This is a genomic window from Dysgonomonas sp. UBA7710, from assembly GCF_002482385.1.
GTDB lineage: Bacteria > Bacteroidota > Bacteroidia > Bacteroidales > Dysgonomonadaceae > Dysgonomonas.
In genome coordinates this window covers 38,896-58,382 of record NZ_DLFW01000038.1, presented here as the reverse complement: position 1 = coordinate 58,382, position 19,487 = coordinate 38,896, and the positions used below count along the sequence as shown (strand labels likewise).

The window sequence follows — 19,487 nt, the reverse complement described above, 5'->3', positions numbered from 1 at the left end:
GGCATCCGCTATTATCAACGGATGCCTTCGTTCTGTTAGCATCGGATGAACCAAGAAGACTTAGAGATGTTATTTTAATAAAATTATGCTATTTTTGAATGTCGAAATAGAACCCTTCCTAAAACTGTAGATCTTATGAAGCGATTATCCGGACATATTATCTTAATCATACTGCTGCTAACTACCGTCTCTGCTTTTTCCAATAAGCCGCATATTATAAACTTGTATAGGGAAAAATATCAGGCTGATAACAAAAACTGGTCGATAGGACAAGATGAAAGAGGTACTATGTATTTTGGAAATGATATAGGACTACTCGAATTTGATGGAATAGAATGGAACCTTAACCGGATACCGAATTCATTGATCGCCCGGTCTGTTGCAGTATTGTCGCACAAAACCGTATTTACAGGGAGTTACGAAGAATTTGGCCGGTGGGACAGAGATATTTCGGGAAAGCTTGTTTACACTTCCCTGAGTGATAGTCTGGATAAGGCACTCTTTAAGAATGATGATTTCTGGAAAATCTGGATTGCGAGCGATTGTGTCTATTTCCAGTCGTTTAGCTCTATTTATGTTTACGATTATAAGACAGTAAAACGGATACCGTCCGAGAAGGGTTTCTTGTTTCTGTCTAAAGTCCGGGATGAATTTCTTGTACAGCAGATGCTGGGGCCGCTTTTTCGCCTTAAAGGAGATAAACTGGAAGAAATAGAAGGAAGTGAGGTCTTTCAGGGTACGGATGTCCGGGTAATTCTTCCTTATAAAGAAGATCAATATTTGATAGGTACCACATCTAAAGGTATTTATATTTATGATGGAAAGACTTTTAAGGAGTGGAGCCCTGTACTTTCGGGTATAATGAACCTGAAGGAGCTCAGCTGTGGTGTATTGTCTTCGAAAGGGTCATACTATCTGGGTACTATTTTGGATGGAATCTACGAAGTTGATAATAATGGCCGGATTATAGACCATATATCTTCTGAAAGTACACTCCAGAATAATACGGTGCTTTCTTTGTATGAAGATAATCTGGGTAATATCTGGGCTGCACTGGATCGTGGAATAGCATATATTCAATACATTGAAAATATGAGCTGTTATACCGATCCGGGTGGAAATACCGGAGCTGTATATTGTGGCGTCCTTTGGGACAATAAGCTATTCATTGGAACCAATCAGGGTGTATTTTACATTACGAAAGAGGGGCTGAATAAACCGAATGCTCTCTCCGATATGAAACTGATAGATGGAACACAGGGACAGGTATGGGCCCTCAAAGTTGTTGATGGTGTTCTATATTGTTGCCATAACAAAGGTTTGAAGGAAATTCATAAAAACCTATCGGTTACCGATGCATTTGCTATAGGTACAGGTATATATAACTTGTCCGAAGCTAAAATAAGAGACCACGATCTGTTGATACTCTCTACATATAGTTCCATAAGGATAGTAGATAAGAAGACAGGCCGGGTTTACACTCCCGGCCAGATATCCGAACCAATCATAAATGCGGAGTTTGATCATTTAGGGAATATATGGCTCGAACATTTCAATAGGGGAGTGTATCGTTGTAAACTGGAAGATGATTTTTCGGGTTTCAGGTCTTTTTCATACTATGGAGGTAATAATAAAGATGGCCTTCCTTATAAACTGAAAATATTTAAAGTCGGGGGACGTATTGTCTTATTAGGGAACAATCAATTTTATACATATGACGATATTGAAAACAAGATTGTGTCAAGTTCTTTGCTGAATGAATGTTTCAGTACCGTACATAATATAAGGCAGGTAATTCCGATAAGAGAAAATCAGTTCTGGGCATTGACAGAGGCTGCTATATATAAATTTTTCTATGATGGCTATGATATAGCTATAACGGAGAATTATAATTTAGGGATGAACTTGTCTCTGGTCAATGCATATGAAAATGTTTCCATACTAAATGAAACTACTAGCCTCATATGTCTGGATAATGGTTTTTTATTATACAATAAGACGAAAGAGGCAAAAGGAAATCTTTATAAAGAATTATTAGCTCCATATATTGAATTTATGCGGACTGTAAATATGGACGGTCGTACAGAATATAAGGATTTAACAGAAAGTGCAGAAGTTTCTTATACCTTTAATACAGTCACAATTGGTTTTTCATCCAATAATGCATTCGCTTCCAATCTATCGTTTCAGTATATGTTGGAAAATGTGGATAAAGACTGGTCTTTACCCCAAAAAGTAAATAGCGTTTCTTACGCCCGGCTTCCCCAGGGAAAATATAAGTTTATGATACGCACAATAGATAACTTAGGAAATTATTCTGAACCGGTATCATACGAATTCGAAATCCTGTCGCCCTGGTATCAGACTATCTGGGCTTATATGTTTTATGTATTAATGATAGTGGGAATATTATATATTACATGGTTACTCATCCTTCGCCGGTATCGAAATCTCCACTTACAGAAAATCAGACATCGTGAAACAAGACGTTTAAGGATATTGGCAGGGGAACTTCAACAGGAAGTGGAACAAAAAAGTGCGGAGTTACTAACACAGACCTCATTTATTATACAGAAGAATGAACTGATTCTGAGAATTAAGGATATTGTAGACGATTTCTACTCGAAGAATAAGATGAATGCTTTATTGCCTTTATATCACAAAATAAATTCTCTCCTCAATAATAACATGAACTCTGAAGATGACTGGAAAATGTTCCTTATCAAATTTGAAGAGAAACATACCGGATTCTTTAAAAAAATGAAGACCTTATATCCTCAATTGACGAACAATGACCTCCGGCTTTGCGCCTGTCTCAAGCTAAATTTGGAGACAAAAGAAATAGCTTCGTTGATGAATCTTTCGATAAGAGCCGTAGAAAACAGCCGCTACAGACTACGGAAAAAGTTAAATATTCAGCCTTCGCAGAACTTAAATGAATTTTTTCTTGAGATAGATTGACTATTGTAATCATTTTTTAATCAATGTTTTATTTTATTTTGAGAGGTAATAATGAGGTCGTGGTACTGTTAAAAAGTCGAAGTATGTAATTACGATGTATTAACTTTTCGAAACACTTTTGTCAGATTATCTACATTTGGCATAAAATCTAATATCACGACCCAGATACGATATGGTAATCTAGTATCTCATTCGCAACTGGAAATAATGCCTTAAAAATATCCTAAGAATAATTACCATTTCTTTTTTAGTCGTTCATAGTAGATTTTTGTTTGATAATGTGTGTTTAAATAAAAAGTAAAACTATGAAAAGTAAACCTAAAAGAACATTTATTACATTAGGAACGGACTCTTTCTTTATGAGGGGTTTTATGTTCCTTGCTTGCCTTTTACTGGTGAGTACTGTAAGTATTTATGCTCAGACAAAGACTATTACCGGTAAGGTGGCAGATGCCTCGGGTGAGCCTCTGATTGGCGTGAGCATTAAGATACAGGGAACCTCCACTGGTACTGTTACAGATATTGATGGTACATATTCCCTGGCTGCCAAATCAGGCGATGTCTTGGAATTCTCTTATGTGGGGATGAAAACGCAATTGGTTACAGTAAGTTCTCAGTCTACGATAAATATAACGCTGGAAGATGATGCCCAATTACTCGCTGAAACTGTAGTAATTGGTTACGGCACAGCTAAAAAACGAGATCTGACAGGTTCTATTGTAAGTATCAAGGCTGATGAAATCGCAAACAGGCCGTCTGCCAATCCATTGGCTAGTTTGCAAGGTAAAGTGGCCGGTGTCCAGGTAGTGAATACAGGACGTGCCGGACAAGATCCGGAGATTCGTATCCGTGGTACGAACTCTATCAATGGATACAAGCCTCTCTATATTGTTGACGGATTATTCTCCGATAACATCAATTATATAAATCCGGCGGATATAGAATCTATGGAAATATTAAAAGACCCGTCCTCTCTTGCTATTTTTGGTGTTCGCGGGGCCAATGGTGTTATTATCATTACAACTAAGCGGGCAAAAGAGGGACAAACCATAGTAAATATAAACTCTTCTTTTGGATTAAAGCATATTTACGACAGGGTAGATATAACGAATGCCGCTCAGTTCAAAGAATTATACAATGAACAACGTGTAAATCAAGGGGCAACTCCGTATGATTATACGAATTGGGGTGCAGATACAAACTGGCAGGACGAAATGTTCCAGACAGGATTTATTACGAATAATAATGTAAGTATTACCGGTTCAAGTGAAAAGAGCAAGTTCTATTTAGGCCTTGGATATACATCCGAAGAAGGATCTATAAAAACTGAAAAATTCTCAAAAATTACAATTAATCTTAGTAGTGATTACAAGGTTACAGACTTTTTGAAATTTGGGTTTCAGGTTAATGGTGCTAAAAATAAAACTCCTGATGCCAAACAGGTTGCTTCTATCGTAAGAGCAGCTCCGATTGCTCCTATGTATGCGGAATATACAGATCCGGTTACAGGAAAAAGTGAGACTTTATTGCACACGATGCCTGATTTTCAAAGGGCACAGCTTTGGAATCCATTAGTTGAAACAGATATTCGTGGCAATCATAATTTGGGAGTCAACCACAGGGTTGCCGGAAATATTTATGGAGAAGTGAATTTCCTGAAGAACTTCACATTTAAGACAACTCTCTCCCTGGACTATTCGGTGAATGAAGCCAGATCGTTTTCTCCGGTAGTGTACCAGTACAATCCAGAGATTCCAGGGAAAGAAAACGTACAGAACAGACAAATAATCACACAGCTGAAATCGACTGAATATACAGCTCAGGCAGACCATATATTGACTTACCAGAATACTTTCAACGAGAAACATTCGCTTACGGCTATGGCTGGTCTGACCACCAATTACCGTGAATTCTCTTTACTGAATGGTGAAAGAAGTGAACTCATAGATAAAATATACTTTTCTGTACCTAATAATGATCACGATAAATGGTGGCTGACTTCATTAGGTGTAGATGGTGCGAGAAATCAGACCGGAGATGACATCAAACAGTGGAGGAGGTTTACAATGTCCTACCTGTTAAGGGGATTATACAACTATGATAACCGCTACTTATTTAATGCATCTTACCGTCGCGATGGTTCATCAGTATTCAGAGGAGTGGGTAACACTTGGGATAACTTCTTTTCTTTCGGTGCCGGTTGGGTATTATCTGAGGAGGCATTTATGGCAGATCAGAATGTAATTGATTATCTTAAACTTAAAGGTTCCTGGGGAGTCTTGGGTACTGAAAACACAGGTGTTAATGTAAATAACTATTATCCTTCTTATCCGGGATTAACACCTACTGGTAGTGCAGTATTCGGACCAAATGAAGAGATTATACCCGGTTATGCCAAGATATATTATACAGGGAATCTGAAATGGGAGAAAACATATGCATGGGAAGCAGGCTTTGAGATGAATATGTTGAATCAGAGACTGAGGATTGAGCCTGTATATTATAGCAAAAAGACAAAAGATATTATTGTAATGCTCGATTCTCGTGGCGGTGCTTTCAACTCTTTGGAAAATTTAGGAGATATAGAGAATAAAGGAGTAGAGTTGTCTGCTTCATGGAATGATAAAATAGGTAATTCGGACTTTAGTTATTCAATTGGAGCAAATTTAACGACAGTTAACAATAAAGTAATAAAATTGGGACGCGATGAAGGAGATGCTATTTATGAAGGAGTGGCAAGGACTGTTGCAGGCCAGCCTGTCGGCTATTTTTACGGATATAAGGTAGAGGGTGTTTACCAGAATAATGAAGATATTAAACAGTCTGTACCTAATACAGTATATACTGTTAAGCCAGGAGACCTGAAATTTAAAGATGTAAACGGTGATGGGAAAATAGATCAGGATGACAGGACAAAAATAGGTAAACCAACCCCTGATTTTACATATGGATTTAATCTTAATTTGAGTTATAAAGGCTTCGATATGGGAATAGACATGATGGGTGTTTATGGGAATGAGATATACCGTGATTGGGATGCTTCCTCATTTGCCCAGTTCAACTATCTTACATCCCGTATGGGGCGTTGGAATGGAGAAGGAACATCTAACTGGGAGCCTATCCTCGATCCTAGTAGGGCGGTAAACAGGGCTTACTCCAGCTATTTTATAGAAGATGCCAGTTTCTTCCGTATCAGAAATATTCAGTTAGGCTATACATTTAGTCCGTCGTTGTTGAAGAAAATCTATATGAAATCATTGCGCATATATGGTAATGTTGAGAATCTGAAGACATGGAGTAAAAATAGCGGATATACTCCGGAAATTGGAGGTTCTGCTGTCAAATCAGGTATTGATACAGGAACATATCCTATGCCGGCTGTTTATACATTCGGAGTAAATATAACATTTTAATCATCGAACAAACAGACTATTATGAAAAAAAATATAATTAAGCTAATAAGTGTTTGTGCCATCTGTTTATTGGCTGTGACACAAACTGGTTGTAGTGATCTTTTAGATCAGAAGCCTCAGGGCCAATGGGTTGATGGGGATAACCCGGGTGGATCCTACCAAACTGATGTCTTTTCATTATATGCCCGGGTCAAGGGCTGGGGTATAACAGGTGGTATTCCTGCATTAGCGGTGCATAGCATAAGGAGCGAAGATGTAGAAAAGGGTAGTACCCTGTCTGATGGGTCGGATGTACTTTCTATGTATGATAATTTTAATTATAATGCTTCGGATGGGAATTTGGCTAGTTATTATACAAATAATTATGCTCTGATTCATACAGCTAATACTATTTTGTCTGACATGAAAGATGCGGAAGCTGCCGGAACGGTTTTGACAGAATCTGATTTGTTGTGTAAAGGCGAAGCTCATTTTTTCCGTGCATTTTTGTACTTCAATTTAGTAAGGGCTTTTGGAGAAGTTCCTCTTATTGATTTCAAAATTAATGACGCGGCTGAAACGAATGTTCCGAAATCAAGCGCAGCTGATATATATAAATTGATCGATGCAGATCTTACCACTGCCGAAAGTTTATTGCCTCCACAATGGGAAAGTAAATATCTTGGCCGTGTAACATGGGGTGCAGCAAGGGCCTTGCATGCAAAGACGTACATGATGCGTAATGATTGGGCAAATATGCTGACTGCATCTACGGATGTAATTAATTCAGGCCTATATAATCTGAATACGCCATTTAACCAGATATTCAGGGAAAGTGGAGAAAACAGTAGTGAATCTATCTTCGAATTGCAGTGTACTTCCACGGCAGCTTTGCCCGCAAGTACAGATATCGGTAGTCAGTATGCCGAAGTTCAGGGAGTAAGAGGAGCCGGAGACTGGGATTTAGGTTGGGGTTGGAATTGCCCTACAACGATATTGGCAAATGCATTCGAAGCCGGTGATCCTCGAAAAGATGAAACATTGTTGTATTTTTTGAAACCGGGAGAAGATCCTGCGTCTATTCCGGCTAATCAGCCATATGGTGAAAAACCGGTTGCTCAGGAAGTAATGAACAGGTATTACAATAAGAAAGTGTACACAGATCCGGCTAAACGAAGAGAGTTCAGCAAACACGGATTTTGGATGAACATACGCATCATTCGTTTATCGGAGATGTATCTTATCGCTGCCGAAGCTGCAAATGAGTTGGGACAAACAACCGAAGCTCAGGACTATCTGGAAGCAGTTAGAAACCGCGCCAGAGGAGGCAATACTTCTGTTCTTCCTAAAGTGACCACTACCGATCAAAATCTGTTGAGAAATGCCATCCGTCACGAAAGACGAGTAGAACTTGCAGTGGAATGGGACCGTTTCTATGACTTGGTACGTTGGGGTGTTGCAGCACAAGTATTGCATGCCGCAGGTAAGACTGGTTATCAGGAGAGACATGCATTATTTCCATTACCTCAGGCTGAGATAGATAAATCTAACGGGGTTTTAATCCAGAATCCAAATTATTAATAATTGACGACTATGAAAATGAGAAAATATATATATGCAATATTGGCGGTTACATTAATATTGTTTACTGCTCAGTCCTGTTTTCAGGATTTGGAACAAGACCCTGCATTTAATTATCCTGAGGAGCCGCCTAAACCGCCGGTCAGTGAAGACGGACAAATATTTTATATGGCATTTGAAGATAATTATGTAGACGCTCAAAGCGATGCTATTGCAACAAAAGTAGGGAATCCTACATTTACAGAAGGCAAGCTCGGTAAAGCATATGCAGGAGCTACAGATAGCTATTTGACATTCCGATTGTCCGATTTAGTATCAACTTTAGGCTCAAACCTTTCGGTTGGATTCTGGTATAAAGTAAACGGAGTGCCTGATCGTGGAGGTATTGTTGTAATAGGTCCTGCAACGGAAGGTGCAGCCGCTGGTGCCCAGAATAACAGGACATCCGGATTCAGGATCTTCCGTGAGAGTGCCGGCACCATGCAGCGCATCAAAGCAAATGTCGGTAATGGAACTGCCGACGGATGGCTCGATGGAGGCACCAAAGCCGATCTTGATCCGGCAACGGCAGGATGGAAATATATTACGTTGACCCTGGCTCAAGGGGCAGCCAATTTCTATATCGACGGTGAACTGGTGGCTACGAATGCTCTGACCGAAATAAGTTGGGCCGGTTGTGATATTTTATCTATAGGGTCCGGTGCACCCCGGTTTACAGAGTGGGGACATCTTTCCGATAACAGTTTGATAGATGAATTACGCATCTATAATAGAGCTTTAACAGCAACTGAAATTATAGATATAATAAACGCCAGCAGCGCTGAATAATTTGTAAATAAATTCTCTGCCTGATATTTTGAATCAGGCAGAGAATTTTATCTTTCTTTTAAATAAAATATATACTTATGTCCAAATATATATATGTACTTATCTTTAGCTTATTTCTTCAGGCATGTGGCGGCGATGACAAAGACTCAGGTCTTGTCGATTTTAGATTGAACGAAATCACAATTAACGGCTTGAAGAATCAGGATAGTTATGCCGATATTGATCCTCAAAATCTATCTGTAACCTTGTCTTTTTCGGCGGTGATAGATCAAAAGACTATAGAGGCTAATATTAAGCTAAGAGATAAGGGTGGAAAAGATATCAAACTTTCATATGTATATGATGGTCTTAAAAATATTGAACTGAAACCGGTCGATGCTTTACAAGCCTATTCCAAATATAGTTTGATTATTTGGCCCGGGCTGAAATCAATAGATGGAACGGACTTATTTACAGGAAAAACATATTCCATATCTACAACGATTGATATGGCAGATAAATTCCCGCGTATACCGGATGAAGAACTGTTAGACAAAGTACAAAGTCAGACATTCAGGTATTTCTGGGACTTCGGACATCCCGTGTCGGGCATGGCCAGAGAAAGGACAACATCCGGAGATGTTGTAACCACGGGTGGAACCGGATTTGGCATAATGGCTATGATAGCGGCGGCAGAAAGAGGATTCATATCTAAAAATGATGCATTATCCCGTATTCAGAAGATTGTAACATTCTTAGATACTCAATGTACAAGTTACCATGGGGCATTTGCACACTGGGTCAATGGTGCTACAGGTGCTACATATCCTTTTAGCCAATATGATAATGGAGCCGATTTGGTGGAAACCGCCCTCTTGTTTCAGGGATTACTTACCGCCAGACAATATTTTAAGTCGAATGATGCCGGGGAAACATTGCTGAGGGCTGATATAACCCGCCTTTGGGAAGCTATAGAATGGACGTGGTTTCAAAAAGGGGGAGAGAATGTCCTCTACTGGCATTGGAGCCCTGATTATGGATGGCAGATGAATATGAAAATAACAGGCTGGAACGAGGCGCTGATAGTATATGCTCTGGCTGCTTCTTCACCTACTCATCCTATCTCAGCAGAAGTGTATAAACAGGGGTGGACCAGAAACGGTGCTTTTGCTGAAGGAAAATCGTATTACGGTTATCTTCTGCCTTTAGGCACTGAATATGGGGGGCCGTTATTTTTCAGTCATTATTCATTCTTAGGTATTAACCCTAAGAACTTGAAAGACCAATATACGGATTACTGGACACAGAACAGGAATCATACACTGATAAATTACACTTATTGTATTACCAATCCGAAAGGATATGCCGGATATAGCGCAGATTGCTGGGGACTTACAGCCAGTGACGGGAATAATGGATATAGTGCACATTCCCCAACGAATGATAAAGGGGTAATTGCGCCTACTGCCGCACTTTCATCTATGCCGTATACACCTGAGGAATCAATGAAGGCTTTACACTTTTTCTACTACAAGCTAGGGGATAAATTGTGGTCCGATTATGGATTTGTGGATGCATTTAATCTCTCGGAACAGTGGTACGATAATCAGAATATAGCAATAGATCAGGGGCCGATTGTTGTGATGATCGAAAATTATAGGACGGGCTTATTATGGTCGCTGTTTATGACAGACCCGGAAGTAAAGGCCGGATTGAACAAACTGGGTTTTCAAAGCCCTGATATATAAGAGTTTTTAGGTAAAGGTTTAGGTTATAATTAATATATTAAGGAAAATGAAGACGAAACAACTATTAAAGGTGTTTCTGGCGTGTATGGCTGTTGTGGGTTGCATACAGGCACAGACTAAGGATCCTAAGATGGATAAGTTTATAAATGACTTGATGGGCAAAATGACGCTGGAAGAAAAGATCGGACAGCTCAATCTGCCAAGCTCCGGAGATATTACTACCGGACAGGCAAAAAGCAGCAATATTGCCGAGAAGATCAAGAAAGGAGAAGTCGGGGGGTTGTTTAATATAAAAGGTGTTGAAAAAATCAGGGATGTACAACGTATTGCCGTAGAAGAAAGCCGTCTCAAAATCCCTTTGATATTTGGGATGGATGTTATTCACGGATACGAGACAGTCTTCCCTATACCGCTAGGCCTCGCTGCTACATGGAATATGGCAGCGATAGAGCAATCGGCACGTATTGCGGCGATTGAAGCCAGTGCAGATGGTATCAGCTGGACTTTCAGCCCTATGGTGGATATTTCCCGCGATCCTCGTTGGGGACGTTTCTCGGAAGGAAGTGGTGAAGATCCTTACCTCGGAGGACAGATAGCAAAAGCGATGATTCATGGTTATCAGGGAACAGGAGATAAGGCTTATGCACTTAATTCCAATATTATGGCTTGTGTGAAGCACTATGCATTATATGGTGCGGGTGAAGCCGGCCGGGATTATAATACCGTGGATATGAGCCGTATTCGTATGTTCAATGAATATCTTTACCCTTATCAGGCAGCTGTAGATGCAGGTGTGGGTAGTGTGATGGCTTCATTTAACGAAGTAGACGGAGTCCCTGCTACCGCAAACAAATGGCTGATGACAGATGTCCTGCGCGACAAATGGGGATTCAAAGGATTTGTCGTAACCGACTATACGGGTATCAGCGAAATGATAGACCATGGTATAGGAGATTTGCAAACCGTTTCGGCCCGTGCTTTAAAGGCTGGTATTGATATGGATATGGTCAGTGAAGGACTGGCTACCGTAGGTAAATCGCTCAGAGAAGGAAAAGTTACTCAGGCTGAAATAGATCAGGCATGCCGCCGTGTATTGGAAGCCAAGTATAAACTGGGCTTATTTGCCGATCCTTATAAATATTGTGATGTGAATCGTGCTAAAACAGAGGTATATACACCGGAACACCGTGCCGTAGCACGAAAAATAGCATCGGAAAGCTTTGTACTGCTTAAAAACGCCAATAATACGCTGCCATTGAAAAAACAAGGTACTATTGCCGTCGTAGGTCCATTGGCTAATACCCGTTCAAATATGCCGGGTACATGGAGCGTGGCAGTGAATCTCGATACTGCCAAGACAGTTGTGGAGGGAGTACAGGCTGTTGCCGGCGCGAATGTAAAAGTAGTATATGCGAAAGGTAGCCATCTGATAAGTGATCCTGTTTATGAAGAACGTGCCACTATGTTTGGCCGTACTCTTCACAGAGATAAAGAAACACGTTCGGATGAAGAAATGCTGAAAGAGGCATTGGATGTAGCGAAGAATGCGGATGTAATTGTGGCTGCTCTCGGCGAATCGTCCGAGATGAGCGGCGAATCAAGCAGCCGTACCAATCTGGATATTCCGGATGTACAAAAGACTCTTTTAAAGGAATTATTAAAAACAGGAAAACCTGTCGTATTGGTATTATTCACAGGCCGTCCTTTAACCCTGACTTGGGAAAATGAAAATGTACCTGCTATCCTGAATGTTTGGTTTGGTGGGACGGAAGCTGCGGAAGCCATCGGCGATGTATTATTCGGGGATGTGAATCCAAGCGGTAAACTGGTAGCTACTTTCCCTAAGAATGTAGGACAAATACCATTATTCTATAATCATAAGAATACAGGCCGTCCGCTTCAGGAAGGGAAATGGTTTGAAAAATTCCGTAGTAACTATCTGGATGTAGACAATGATCCGCTTTATCCGTTCGGATATGGCCTTAGTTATACAACGTTCGAATATAGCGATGTGAAATTGAGTTCTGCATCTATTGATGCCAAAGGGGAACTGACAGCCAGTGTAACAGTAACCAATAAAGGAAAAGCTGATGGAGCGGAAGTTGTACAGTTGTATATCCGTGACCTCGTAGGCAGTGTAACCCGTCCCGTGAAAGAACTAAAAGGATTCGAAAAAGTATTTATCAAGGCCGGTGAGTCTAAAACGGTAAGTTTCAGGATCACTCCCGAATTATTGAAGTTCTATAATTACAACCTTGATTATGTGTTCGAACCCGGGGATTTTGATGTAATGATCGGAGGAAACAGTCATGATGTTAAATCGGCGCGATTCACATTGAATTAAGTCATTAAACAGGGAAAATATGAAAAAGATACATCTTTCTTTTATCCTGCTTGCTTTGCTGTCGGTTATCGTTAGTTGTAAGCAAAAGCCCTCTGCTAATCAGACGGGAAATAATAGCGACTCGACAGAGATATCAGATGAGGCTTTGCTGGATAGTGTTCAGCGCAGGACATTCCTGTATTTCTGGGATGGAGCCGAACCGAACAGTGGGATGGCGCGCGAGCGTTTCCATGTAGATGGAGATTATGGAAGGCACGATAAGGATGTGGTAACATCCGGTGGTAGCGGCTTTGGCATAATGGCTATAATTGCCGGCATTGACAGGGGGTATGTTACTCGTGAACAAGGTCTGGAGCGAATGACCCGGATTGTAAACTTTCTTGAAAAAGCCGATTCTTTTCACGGTGTTTATCCTCATTGGTGGAATGGCAAGACTGGAAAAGTTCAGGGATTTAGTGATAAGGACAATGGCGGAGATTTAGTAGAGACTTCTTTCCTGTTACAAGGGCTACTGGCCTTGCATCAATACTATGTTGACGGTTCTGATGCCGAAAGGGCATTAGCTGCACGGATTGATAAAATATGGAAGAATGTAGACTGGAACTGGCATCGCAACAGCAAAAATGTATTATACTGGCACTGGAGTCCCAATCACTCGTGGGAAATGAACTTTCCTATACGTGGATATAACGAATGTCTGATTACATATGTACTGGCAGCTTGTTCTCCTACACATGGGGTACCTGCCGAAGTATATCATGAAGGCTGGGCAGAAGGTGGTAAAATTATCGGGCCGCACGAACTGGAAGGCTATACTTTAAATATGCGTTATCAAAGTAATAGCGGGGTGGGCCCTTTGTTTTGGGCGCATTATTCTTTCCTTGGTCTTAATCCTACAGGACTGAAAGATAAGTATGCCGATTATTTTCAGGAAATGAAGAATTATACACAGATCAACCGGGCTTATTGCATCCGCAATCCGAAAGGATATAAGGGATACGGCGAGGATGCCTGGGGATTGACAGCCAGTTATTCCGTAAAAGGATATGCCGCCCACGAACCGGATGAAGCCGGCGACCATGGGGTAATATCTCCTACTGCGGCATTATCTTCTATTGTTTACACACCGGAAGAATCAATGAAAGTAATGAGGAATCTGTATAATATGGGTGATAAAGTATGGGGAGAATACGGATTTTATGATGCATACAGTGAAACTGATAACTGGTATCCGCAACGTTATCTGGCCATTGATCAGGGGCCTATCGCAGTTATGATCGAGAACTACCGTTCGCAACTGTTGTGGAATCTTTTTATGAGCCATCCTGATGTGCAAAGGGGACTGAAAAAATTAGGTTTTGAATCATCTGCATTAAAATAAATACTCTATCTTAGCTAAAGGGGCTGTATCTCGGTACGGCCTTTTAGTCTTTCCTTTAAACAGAAAAAACATGAATGTAAACAGACCCGGTATTATATTTTTTTTATTATTAATAATCTCGGTACAATTATCTGCGCAGCAGAAGACGTATTGTAATCCGGTAAATATTGATTACGGATACGGGCCTATACCCAATTTTGTTACATGGGGAAAACACCGTACATCCGCTGATCCGGTAATCGTGAACTTTAAAGGAGATTATTATCTTTTTTCAACGAACCAGACAGGGTATTGGTGGAGTAGCGACATGCTTAACTGGAACTTTGTTTCGCGACAGTTTCTTCCTGAAGATGTAAAGGAGCAGATACCGAACAAATGGGACGACCTGTGCGCTCCGGCTGCATGGGTACAGGGTGACTCATTGTGCGTGTTCGGTTCAACTTATTCCCGGCTTTTTCCTATTTGGGTAAGTACCAATCCTAAAGGGAATGAATGGAGCAAAGCCGTAGAACATTTCGATATCGGAGGCTGGGACCCTGCATTCTTTGTCGATGATGATAATAAATTGTATATGTACAACGGCAGTAGCAATGTTTATCCGTTATATGGAGTAGAACTGGACAGGAAGACTTTCCAGCCGATAGGTACCCGTAAGGAATTGCTTTTGCTCGATTATGAAAAAATAGGCTGGCACCGTTTTGGCGAACATATGGATAATACCTTTCTGAAACCATTTATGGAAGGTGCATGGATGACAAAGCACAACGGGAAATATTATTTGCAATGGGGTGGTCCCGGTACGGAATTCAGTCACTATGGTGATGGAGTTGCGGTAGGGGATAGTCCCCTCGGACATTTCGAACATGTATCTTTGCCTTTGAGTATGAAAGCCGGAGGATTCATACGGGGTGCCGGACATGGAGCCACTTTTGAGGACAACTGGGGCAATTATTGGCATACCTCTACCATGGTTATCAATGTGAAGAATAATTTCGAACGCCGTATCGGTATCTGGCCTGCCGGATTCGATAAAGATGATGTGATGTATTGCAACACTGCATTCGGCGATTACCCGCATTATATACCCGATGGGAAAACGGACCATTTGCAGAGCCGTTTTACCGGCTGGATGCTTTTGAATTATAATAAACCGGTGCAGGTATCTTCTACTCTGGGCACTTTCTATGCAAATAATATTGCCGATGAGAATATAAAGACATATTGGAGTGCCCAAACTGCCGATAAAGGTGAATGGCTGATATCGGATTTAGGTGAGGTCTCCACTGTACATGCATTACAGATAAACTATGCCGATCAGGATGCTGAGTTTATGGGAAAGCAGCAGGGTATTTATCATCAGTATATCGTTTACCATTCCACCGATGGTAAGAAATGGCAAATATTGATAGATAAGAGTAAGAATACAAAAGATGTTCCGCACGACTATATCGAACTGGAAAAACCGGTTAAAGCACGTTACCTGAAAATGGAGAATATCCATATTCCTACAGGTAAATTTGCCATATCGGGTTTTCGTGCTTTCGGTTTCGGTTCGGGGCAAAAGCCTGTGGCGGTAAAGCAATTTATTGCTCTTCGCGGGAATGATACGGACAGACGGAATGTCTGGTTCAAGTGGCAGCCTGTCGATAATGCCTATGCTTATAATATTTATATAGGTTTGGAACCCGGTAAATTATATAATTGTGTCATGGTACATAATGCGAACGAATACTATTATTCAGGAATGGATAAAACAAAACCTTATTATTTTGCGATAGAAGCCATTAATGAGAACGGGACTTCGGAATGGGTAAATGCAGAAGCTTTATAGTTATCTTTGGCAGTCTAATATTAAATATATAATTATGAAAAGAAGTATCTTCGTTTTTATCTTGTTTGTATGTGCTGTGTATGGATTTGCCCAGTTCAAAAATGCCTCGTATATGGTAAACGGATATACCTTGCCTTATCTGGTAATGTTTCCGGAAAACTATGACGCTACTAAACAATATCCATTGGTAGTAATGTTGCACGGTGCAGGAGAACGCGGCGACGATAACCAAAAGCAGCTGACTCATGGCAAGCAGTTTTTGTCAGAACACTTTCAGTCTGCCTATCCGGCTATCGTTATTGTACCACAATGTCCTGCAAGTAATTACTGGTCTAATGTAGTGAGACATCAGATCGAAGATAAGATGACCCTGACTTTCGGGTTGTCCGACGAACCTACACAATCGATGAAGACAGCTATGTGGTTAATTCAGGATTGGTTGTCGTCCGGTAAGGTGGACGTGAGCAGAGTATATATAGGAGGTCTTTCTATGGGAGGTATGGGTACGCTGGAAATGTTGTGGCGTATGCCTCAAACTTTTGCTGCTGCATTCCCTATATGTGGAGGTACTGATTTAAGCAAGCTTCCGTTATATGCGAAGCATACAGCAGTATGGCTTTTCCACGGGGATGACGATTCGGTGGTTCCGGTAGATAATTCCAGAGATATTTATGCGCGGCTGAAAACATTGGGATGTGATGTCGAATATACTGAATATAAAGGAGTGAATCATGGCAGTTGGGTGAATGCTTTCGATGAAAAGGAGTTGGTTCCCTGGCTGTTTAAGCATAAAAAATAAAAGATTGGTTTGGTTATATTTTAAGGTAAGGTTGTTTTAGGTTGGGCTGTCTATTAAATAATATTCAGTTCTGTATGTAAGTGGTTAGAGAGGCTGTATAGTGATTGTATCATTATGCGGCCTTTCCTTTATTCTGCAAATCAAGGGCTAAGATTACCATACAAATGATAGTTGATTTTAGAAAATACTTTATCTATATAGTAAACAGTGATACGTTACGGGTAAACAAGATACGGATTATACAGCTAACTGTAAAAACTGTTACCTATGTTACTTTTTAACTATATATTGTAAATATAGGTTAACACAAAGCGGTCTTTGAAATGATTATTGTTAATGAAGAGTGGAAAAGGTTACAATTGAAGAGACAGAAAGAGTGTTACCTTTTAACAAGTAATGAGTTTTAAGTAATAAGTACTAAGTTGAAAGTTATATGAGATACGAGTAGACGAGTTACGAGATACAAGTTGTTAACTGCTAACTGTTAACTGTTAACTGTTAACTGATATATCTGTTACCTTTTAACAAATAACGGTAGTCTTGCTGCTTCGGCAAACGTTGTTTGGTATATTGACGATCAATATAATTTTATTTTTCCAAGTAGCTTATTTAGTCTTGTTTCTATTTAGCTATCAACAAAATTCCCTACTTTTGCATAGATTTAAAATATATTAATTGTGATTTCAGTAGAAGGACTTACGGTAGAATTCGGAGGATTTACCCTTTTTGATGATATATCGTTCGTAGTGAATAAAAAAGACAGGATTGCCCTTGTAGGGAAAAACGGAGCGGGTAAATCTACCATGCTCAAAATATTTGCAGGATTGCAACCACCTACACGGGGCAATATCTCATATCCTAAAGATATAACAATCGGCTATTTGCCACAACATATGACCCTTAAAGAAGGGAATACGGTTTTTGAAGAAGCATCTCTGGCTTTCGAACATATTCAGAAGATGGAAGCCGAGTTGGAGTATGTTAACCGACAACTAGCCGAAAGAACGGATTACGAATCGGAAGTATACCACAACCTGATAGAGAAATCAGCCCATCTGAATGAACAGTTTCTGATGTCGGGCGGAAATAACTTTCAGGCTGAAATAGAGAAAACTCTGACCGGCTTAGGTTTTAACCGTACGGATTTTACCCGCCCCACCAGCGAATTCAGCGGAGGATGGCGTATGCGTATAGAACTGGCTAAGTTGTTGCTTCAACGACCGGAAGTTTTACTCCTCGATGAGCCGACCAACCATCTGGATATAGAATCCATTCAATGGCTCGAAAATTTTCTGGCTACCCGTGCTAATGCAGTGATTCTTGTTTCGCACGACAGGGCTTTTCTGGATGCGGTTACACAACGCACAGTGGAAATATCCCTCGGGCGTATTTATGATTATAAAGTCCCGTATTCTAAATATGTGGAACTGCGCAAAGAGCATCGGGAACATCAGATGCGTGCTTTCGAAAATCAGCAGAAACAGATACAGAAGACCGAAGAATTTATCGAACGTTTCCGTTATAAGGCAACAAAAGCTGTACAGGTACAATCGCGAATCAAGCAGCTCGATAAAATAGAGCGGCTCGAGGTGGATGATGAAGATAATGCCATGCTGAATCTGAAATTTCCTCCGGCTCCCCGTTCCGGTTCGTATCCTGTTATAACTGAAAATGTAGAGAAAAGTTATGGCGATCATCTTATATTCAAGGATGTGACCTTCACTATCAACAGAGGGGATAAAGTCGCTTTTGTGGGTAAGAACGGGGAAGGTAAATCGACACTGGTAAAGTGTATCATGGGTGAAACCGACTTTAAAGGAAAATTAGAGTTGGGGCATAATGTAAAGATTGGGTACTTTGCTCAGAATCAGGCACAGTTGCTGGATGAGGAGAAGACTGTATTTGAAACAATAGACTATGTTGCTGTTGGTGATATTCGTACTAAAATACGGGATATACTCGGTGCATTTATGTTTGGTGGCGAGGCCTCTGATAAGAAGGTGAAGGTACTTTCGGGAGGAGAACGCAGCCGTCTGGCGATGATCCGCTTATTGCTCGAACCTGTAAACCTGCTAATCCTGGATGAGCCGACCAATCATCTCGATATGAAATCGAAAGATGTCCTGAAAGATGCATTGAGGGAATTTGAGGGCACTGTGATTGTTGTATCGCACGACCGCGATTTCCTGAATGGCTTGGTGGATAAGGTATATGAATTTGGCAATCAGCAGGTGAAAGAGCATCTGGGCGGAATCTATGAATTCCTGCAACGCAAAAAGATGGATAGCCTTAAAGAACTGGAAGTGCCGGCAAATGTCCCTTCTAAAAATGAGGAGCCGGAAAAAATAGCGGAAGACCCTGTAAATAAGCTTTCTTATGAGGAACGTAAAGAGTTGAGCCGCCAGATAAAGAGAATTGAAAAGCAAATCTCAGATATTGAACAAACAATTGAGAACAAAGAAAGCGAGGTAGCAGATATTGAAATGAAACTGGCTACACCCGAAGGTGCGGCTGATACTTCCCTCTTCGAGAAACACGGACAATTGGCAAAGGAACTGGAGAAGGATATGAGCCGGTGGGAGGAGTTGACGGTGGAACTGGAGAATATGAAGAATAATACTTAACCTGATAATAAGATTTACT

Annotated in this window: 10 protein-coding genes; all 10 read left to right on the top strand. The window is 40.6% G+C overall.

The annotated features are described in order from the left end of the window. The first annotated feature begins 135 nt into the window (after positions 1-135). The 10 genes from B3317_RS11765 (at position 136) to B3317_RS11720 (ending at position 19,468) form a co-directional block, all read left to right on the top strand. Positions 136-2,961, top strand: coding sequence for a helix-turn-helix and ligand-binding sensor domain-containing protein (locus tag B3317_RS11765; protein WP_291111694.1), 2,826 nt, complete (start codon positions 136-138; stop codon positions 2,959-2,961). Positions 2,962-3,266: 305 nt separating this feature from the next. Then, positions 3,267-6,374, top strand: coding sequence for a SusC/RagA family TonB-linked outer membrane protein (locus B3317_RS11760; RefSeq protein ID WP_291111692.1), 3,108 nt, complete (start codon positions 3,267-3,269; stop codon positions 6,372-6,374). A 21-nt stretch (positions 6,375-6,395) separates the two neighbouring features. After that, positions 6,396-7,934, top strand: coding sequence for a RagB/SusD family nutrient uptake outer membrane protein (locus B3317_RS11755; RefSeq protein WP_291111690.1), 1,539 nt, complete (start codon positions 6,396-6,398; stop codon positions 7,932-7,934). A gap of 12 nt (positions 7,935-7,946) precedes the next feature. After that, positions 7,947-8,762, top strand: a complete 816-nt coding sequence (locus B3317_RS11750) for a LamG domain-containing protein (RefSeq protein WP_291111688.1) — start codon at positions 7,947-7,949, stop codon at positions 8,760-8,762. 77 nt (positions 8,763-8,839) lie between these two features. Next, the gene (locus B3317_RS11745; RefSeq protein ID WP_291111686.1) at positions 8,840-10,489 is read left to right on the top strand and encodes a glucoamylase family protein; all 1,650 of its coding nucleotides are present in this window, start codon (positions 8,840-8,842) and stop codon (positions 10,487-10,489) included. Between the two features lie 46 nt (positions 10,490-10,535). After that, positions 10,536-12,833: a beta-glucosidase BglX gene (gene bglX / locus B3317_RS11740; RefSeq protein ID WP_291111684.1), complete on the top strand. Its 2,298-nt coding sequence runs from the start codon at positions 10,536-10,538 to the stop codon at positions 12,831-12,833. Positions 12,834-12,852: 19 nt separating this feature from the next. Next, entirely contained in the window at positions 12,853-14,214 is a 1,362-nt protein-coding gene (locus tag B3317_RS11735; RefSeq protein WP_291111681.1) for a glucoamylase family protein, read from the top strand. Positions 14,215-14,284: 70 nt separating this feature from the next. Beyond that, positions 14,285-16,045 (top strand): family 43 glycosylhydrolase, encoded by a 1,761-nt coding sequence (locus B3317_RS11730; RefSeq protein WP_291111679.1) that lies wholly within the window; start codon positions 14,285-14,287, stop codon positions 16,043-16,045. 34 nt (positions 16,046-16,079) lie between these two features. Beyond that, positions 16,080-16,844, top strand: a complete 765-nt coding sequence (locus B3317_RS11725; RefSeq protein ID WP_291111677.1) for an alpha/beta hydrolase-fold protein — start codon at positions 16,080-16,082, stop codon at positions 16,842-16,844. 677 nt (positions 16,845-17,521) lie between these two features. Beyond that, positions 17,522-19,468 (top strand): ABC-F family ATP-binding cassette domain-containing protein, encoded by a 1,947-nt coding sequence (locus B3317_RS11720; RefSeq protein WP_291111675.1) that lies wholly within the window; start codon positions 17,522-17,524, stop codon positions 19,466-19,468. Positions 19,469-19,487: the final 19 nt, after the last annotated feature.

Bases quoted from the DNA above. Each gene is read 5' to 3' on its own strand.
- B3317_RS11765 (WP_291111694.1), top strand. From the start codon at position 136: ATGAAGCGATTATCCGGACATATTATCTTAATCATACTGCTGCTAACT.
- B3317_RS11760 (WP_291111692.1), top strand. From the start codon at position 3,267: ATGAAAAGTAAACCTAAAAGAACATTTATTACATTAGGAACGGACTCT.
- B3317_RS11755 (WP_291111690.1), top strand. From the start codon at position 6,396: ATGAAAAAAAATATAATTAAGCTAATAAGTGTTTGTGCCATCTGTTTA.
- B3317_RS11750 (WP_291111688.1), top strand. From the start codon at position 7,947: ATGAAAATGAGAAAATATATATATGCAATATTGGCGGTTACATTAATA.
- B3317_RS11745 (WP_291111686.1), top strand. From the start codon at position 8,840: ATGTCCAAATATATATATGTACTTATCTTTAGCTTATTTCTTCAGGCA.
- bglX (WP_291111684.1), top strand. From the start codon at position 10,536: ATGAAGACGAAACAACTATTAAAGGTGTTTCTGGCGTGTATGGCTGTT.
- B3317_RS11735 (WP_291111681.1), top strand. From the start codon at position 12,853: ATGAAAAAGATACATCTTTCTTTTATCCTGCTTGCTTTGCTGTCGGTT.
- B3317_RS11730 (WP_291111679.1), top strand. From the start codon at position 14,285: ATGAATGTAAACAGACCCGGTATTATATTTTTTTTATTATTAATAATC.
- B3317_RS11725 (WP_291111677.1), top strand. From the start codon at position 16,080: ATGAAAAGAAGTATCTTCGTTTTTATCTTGTTTGTATGTGCTGTGTAT.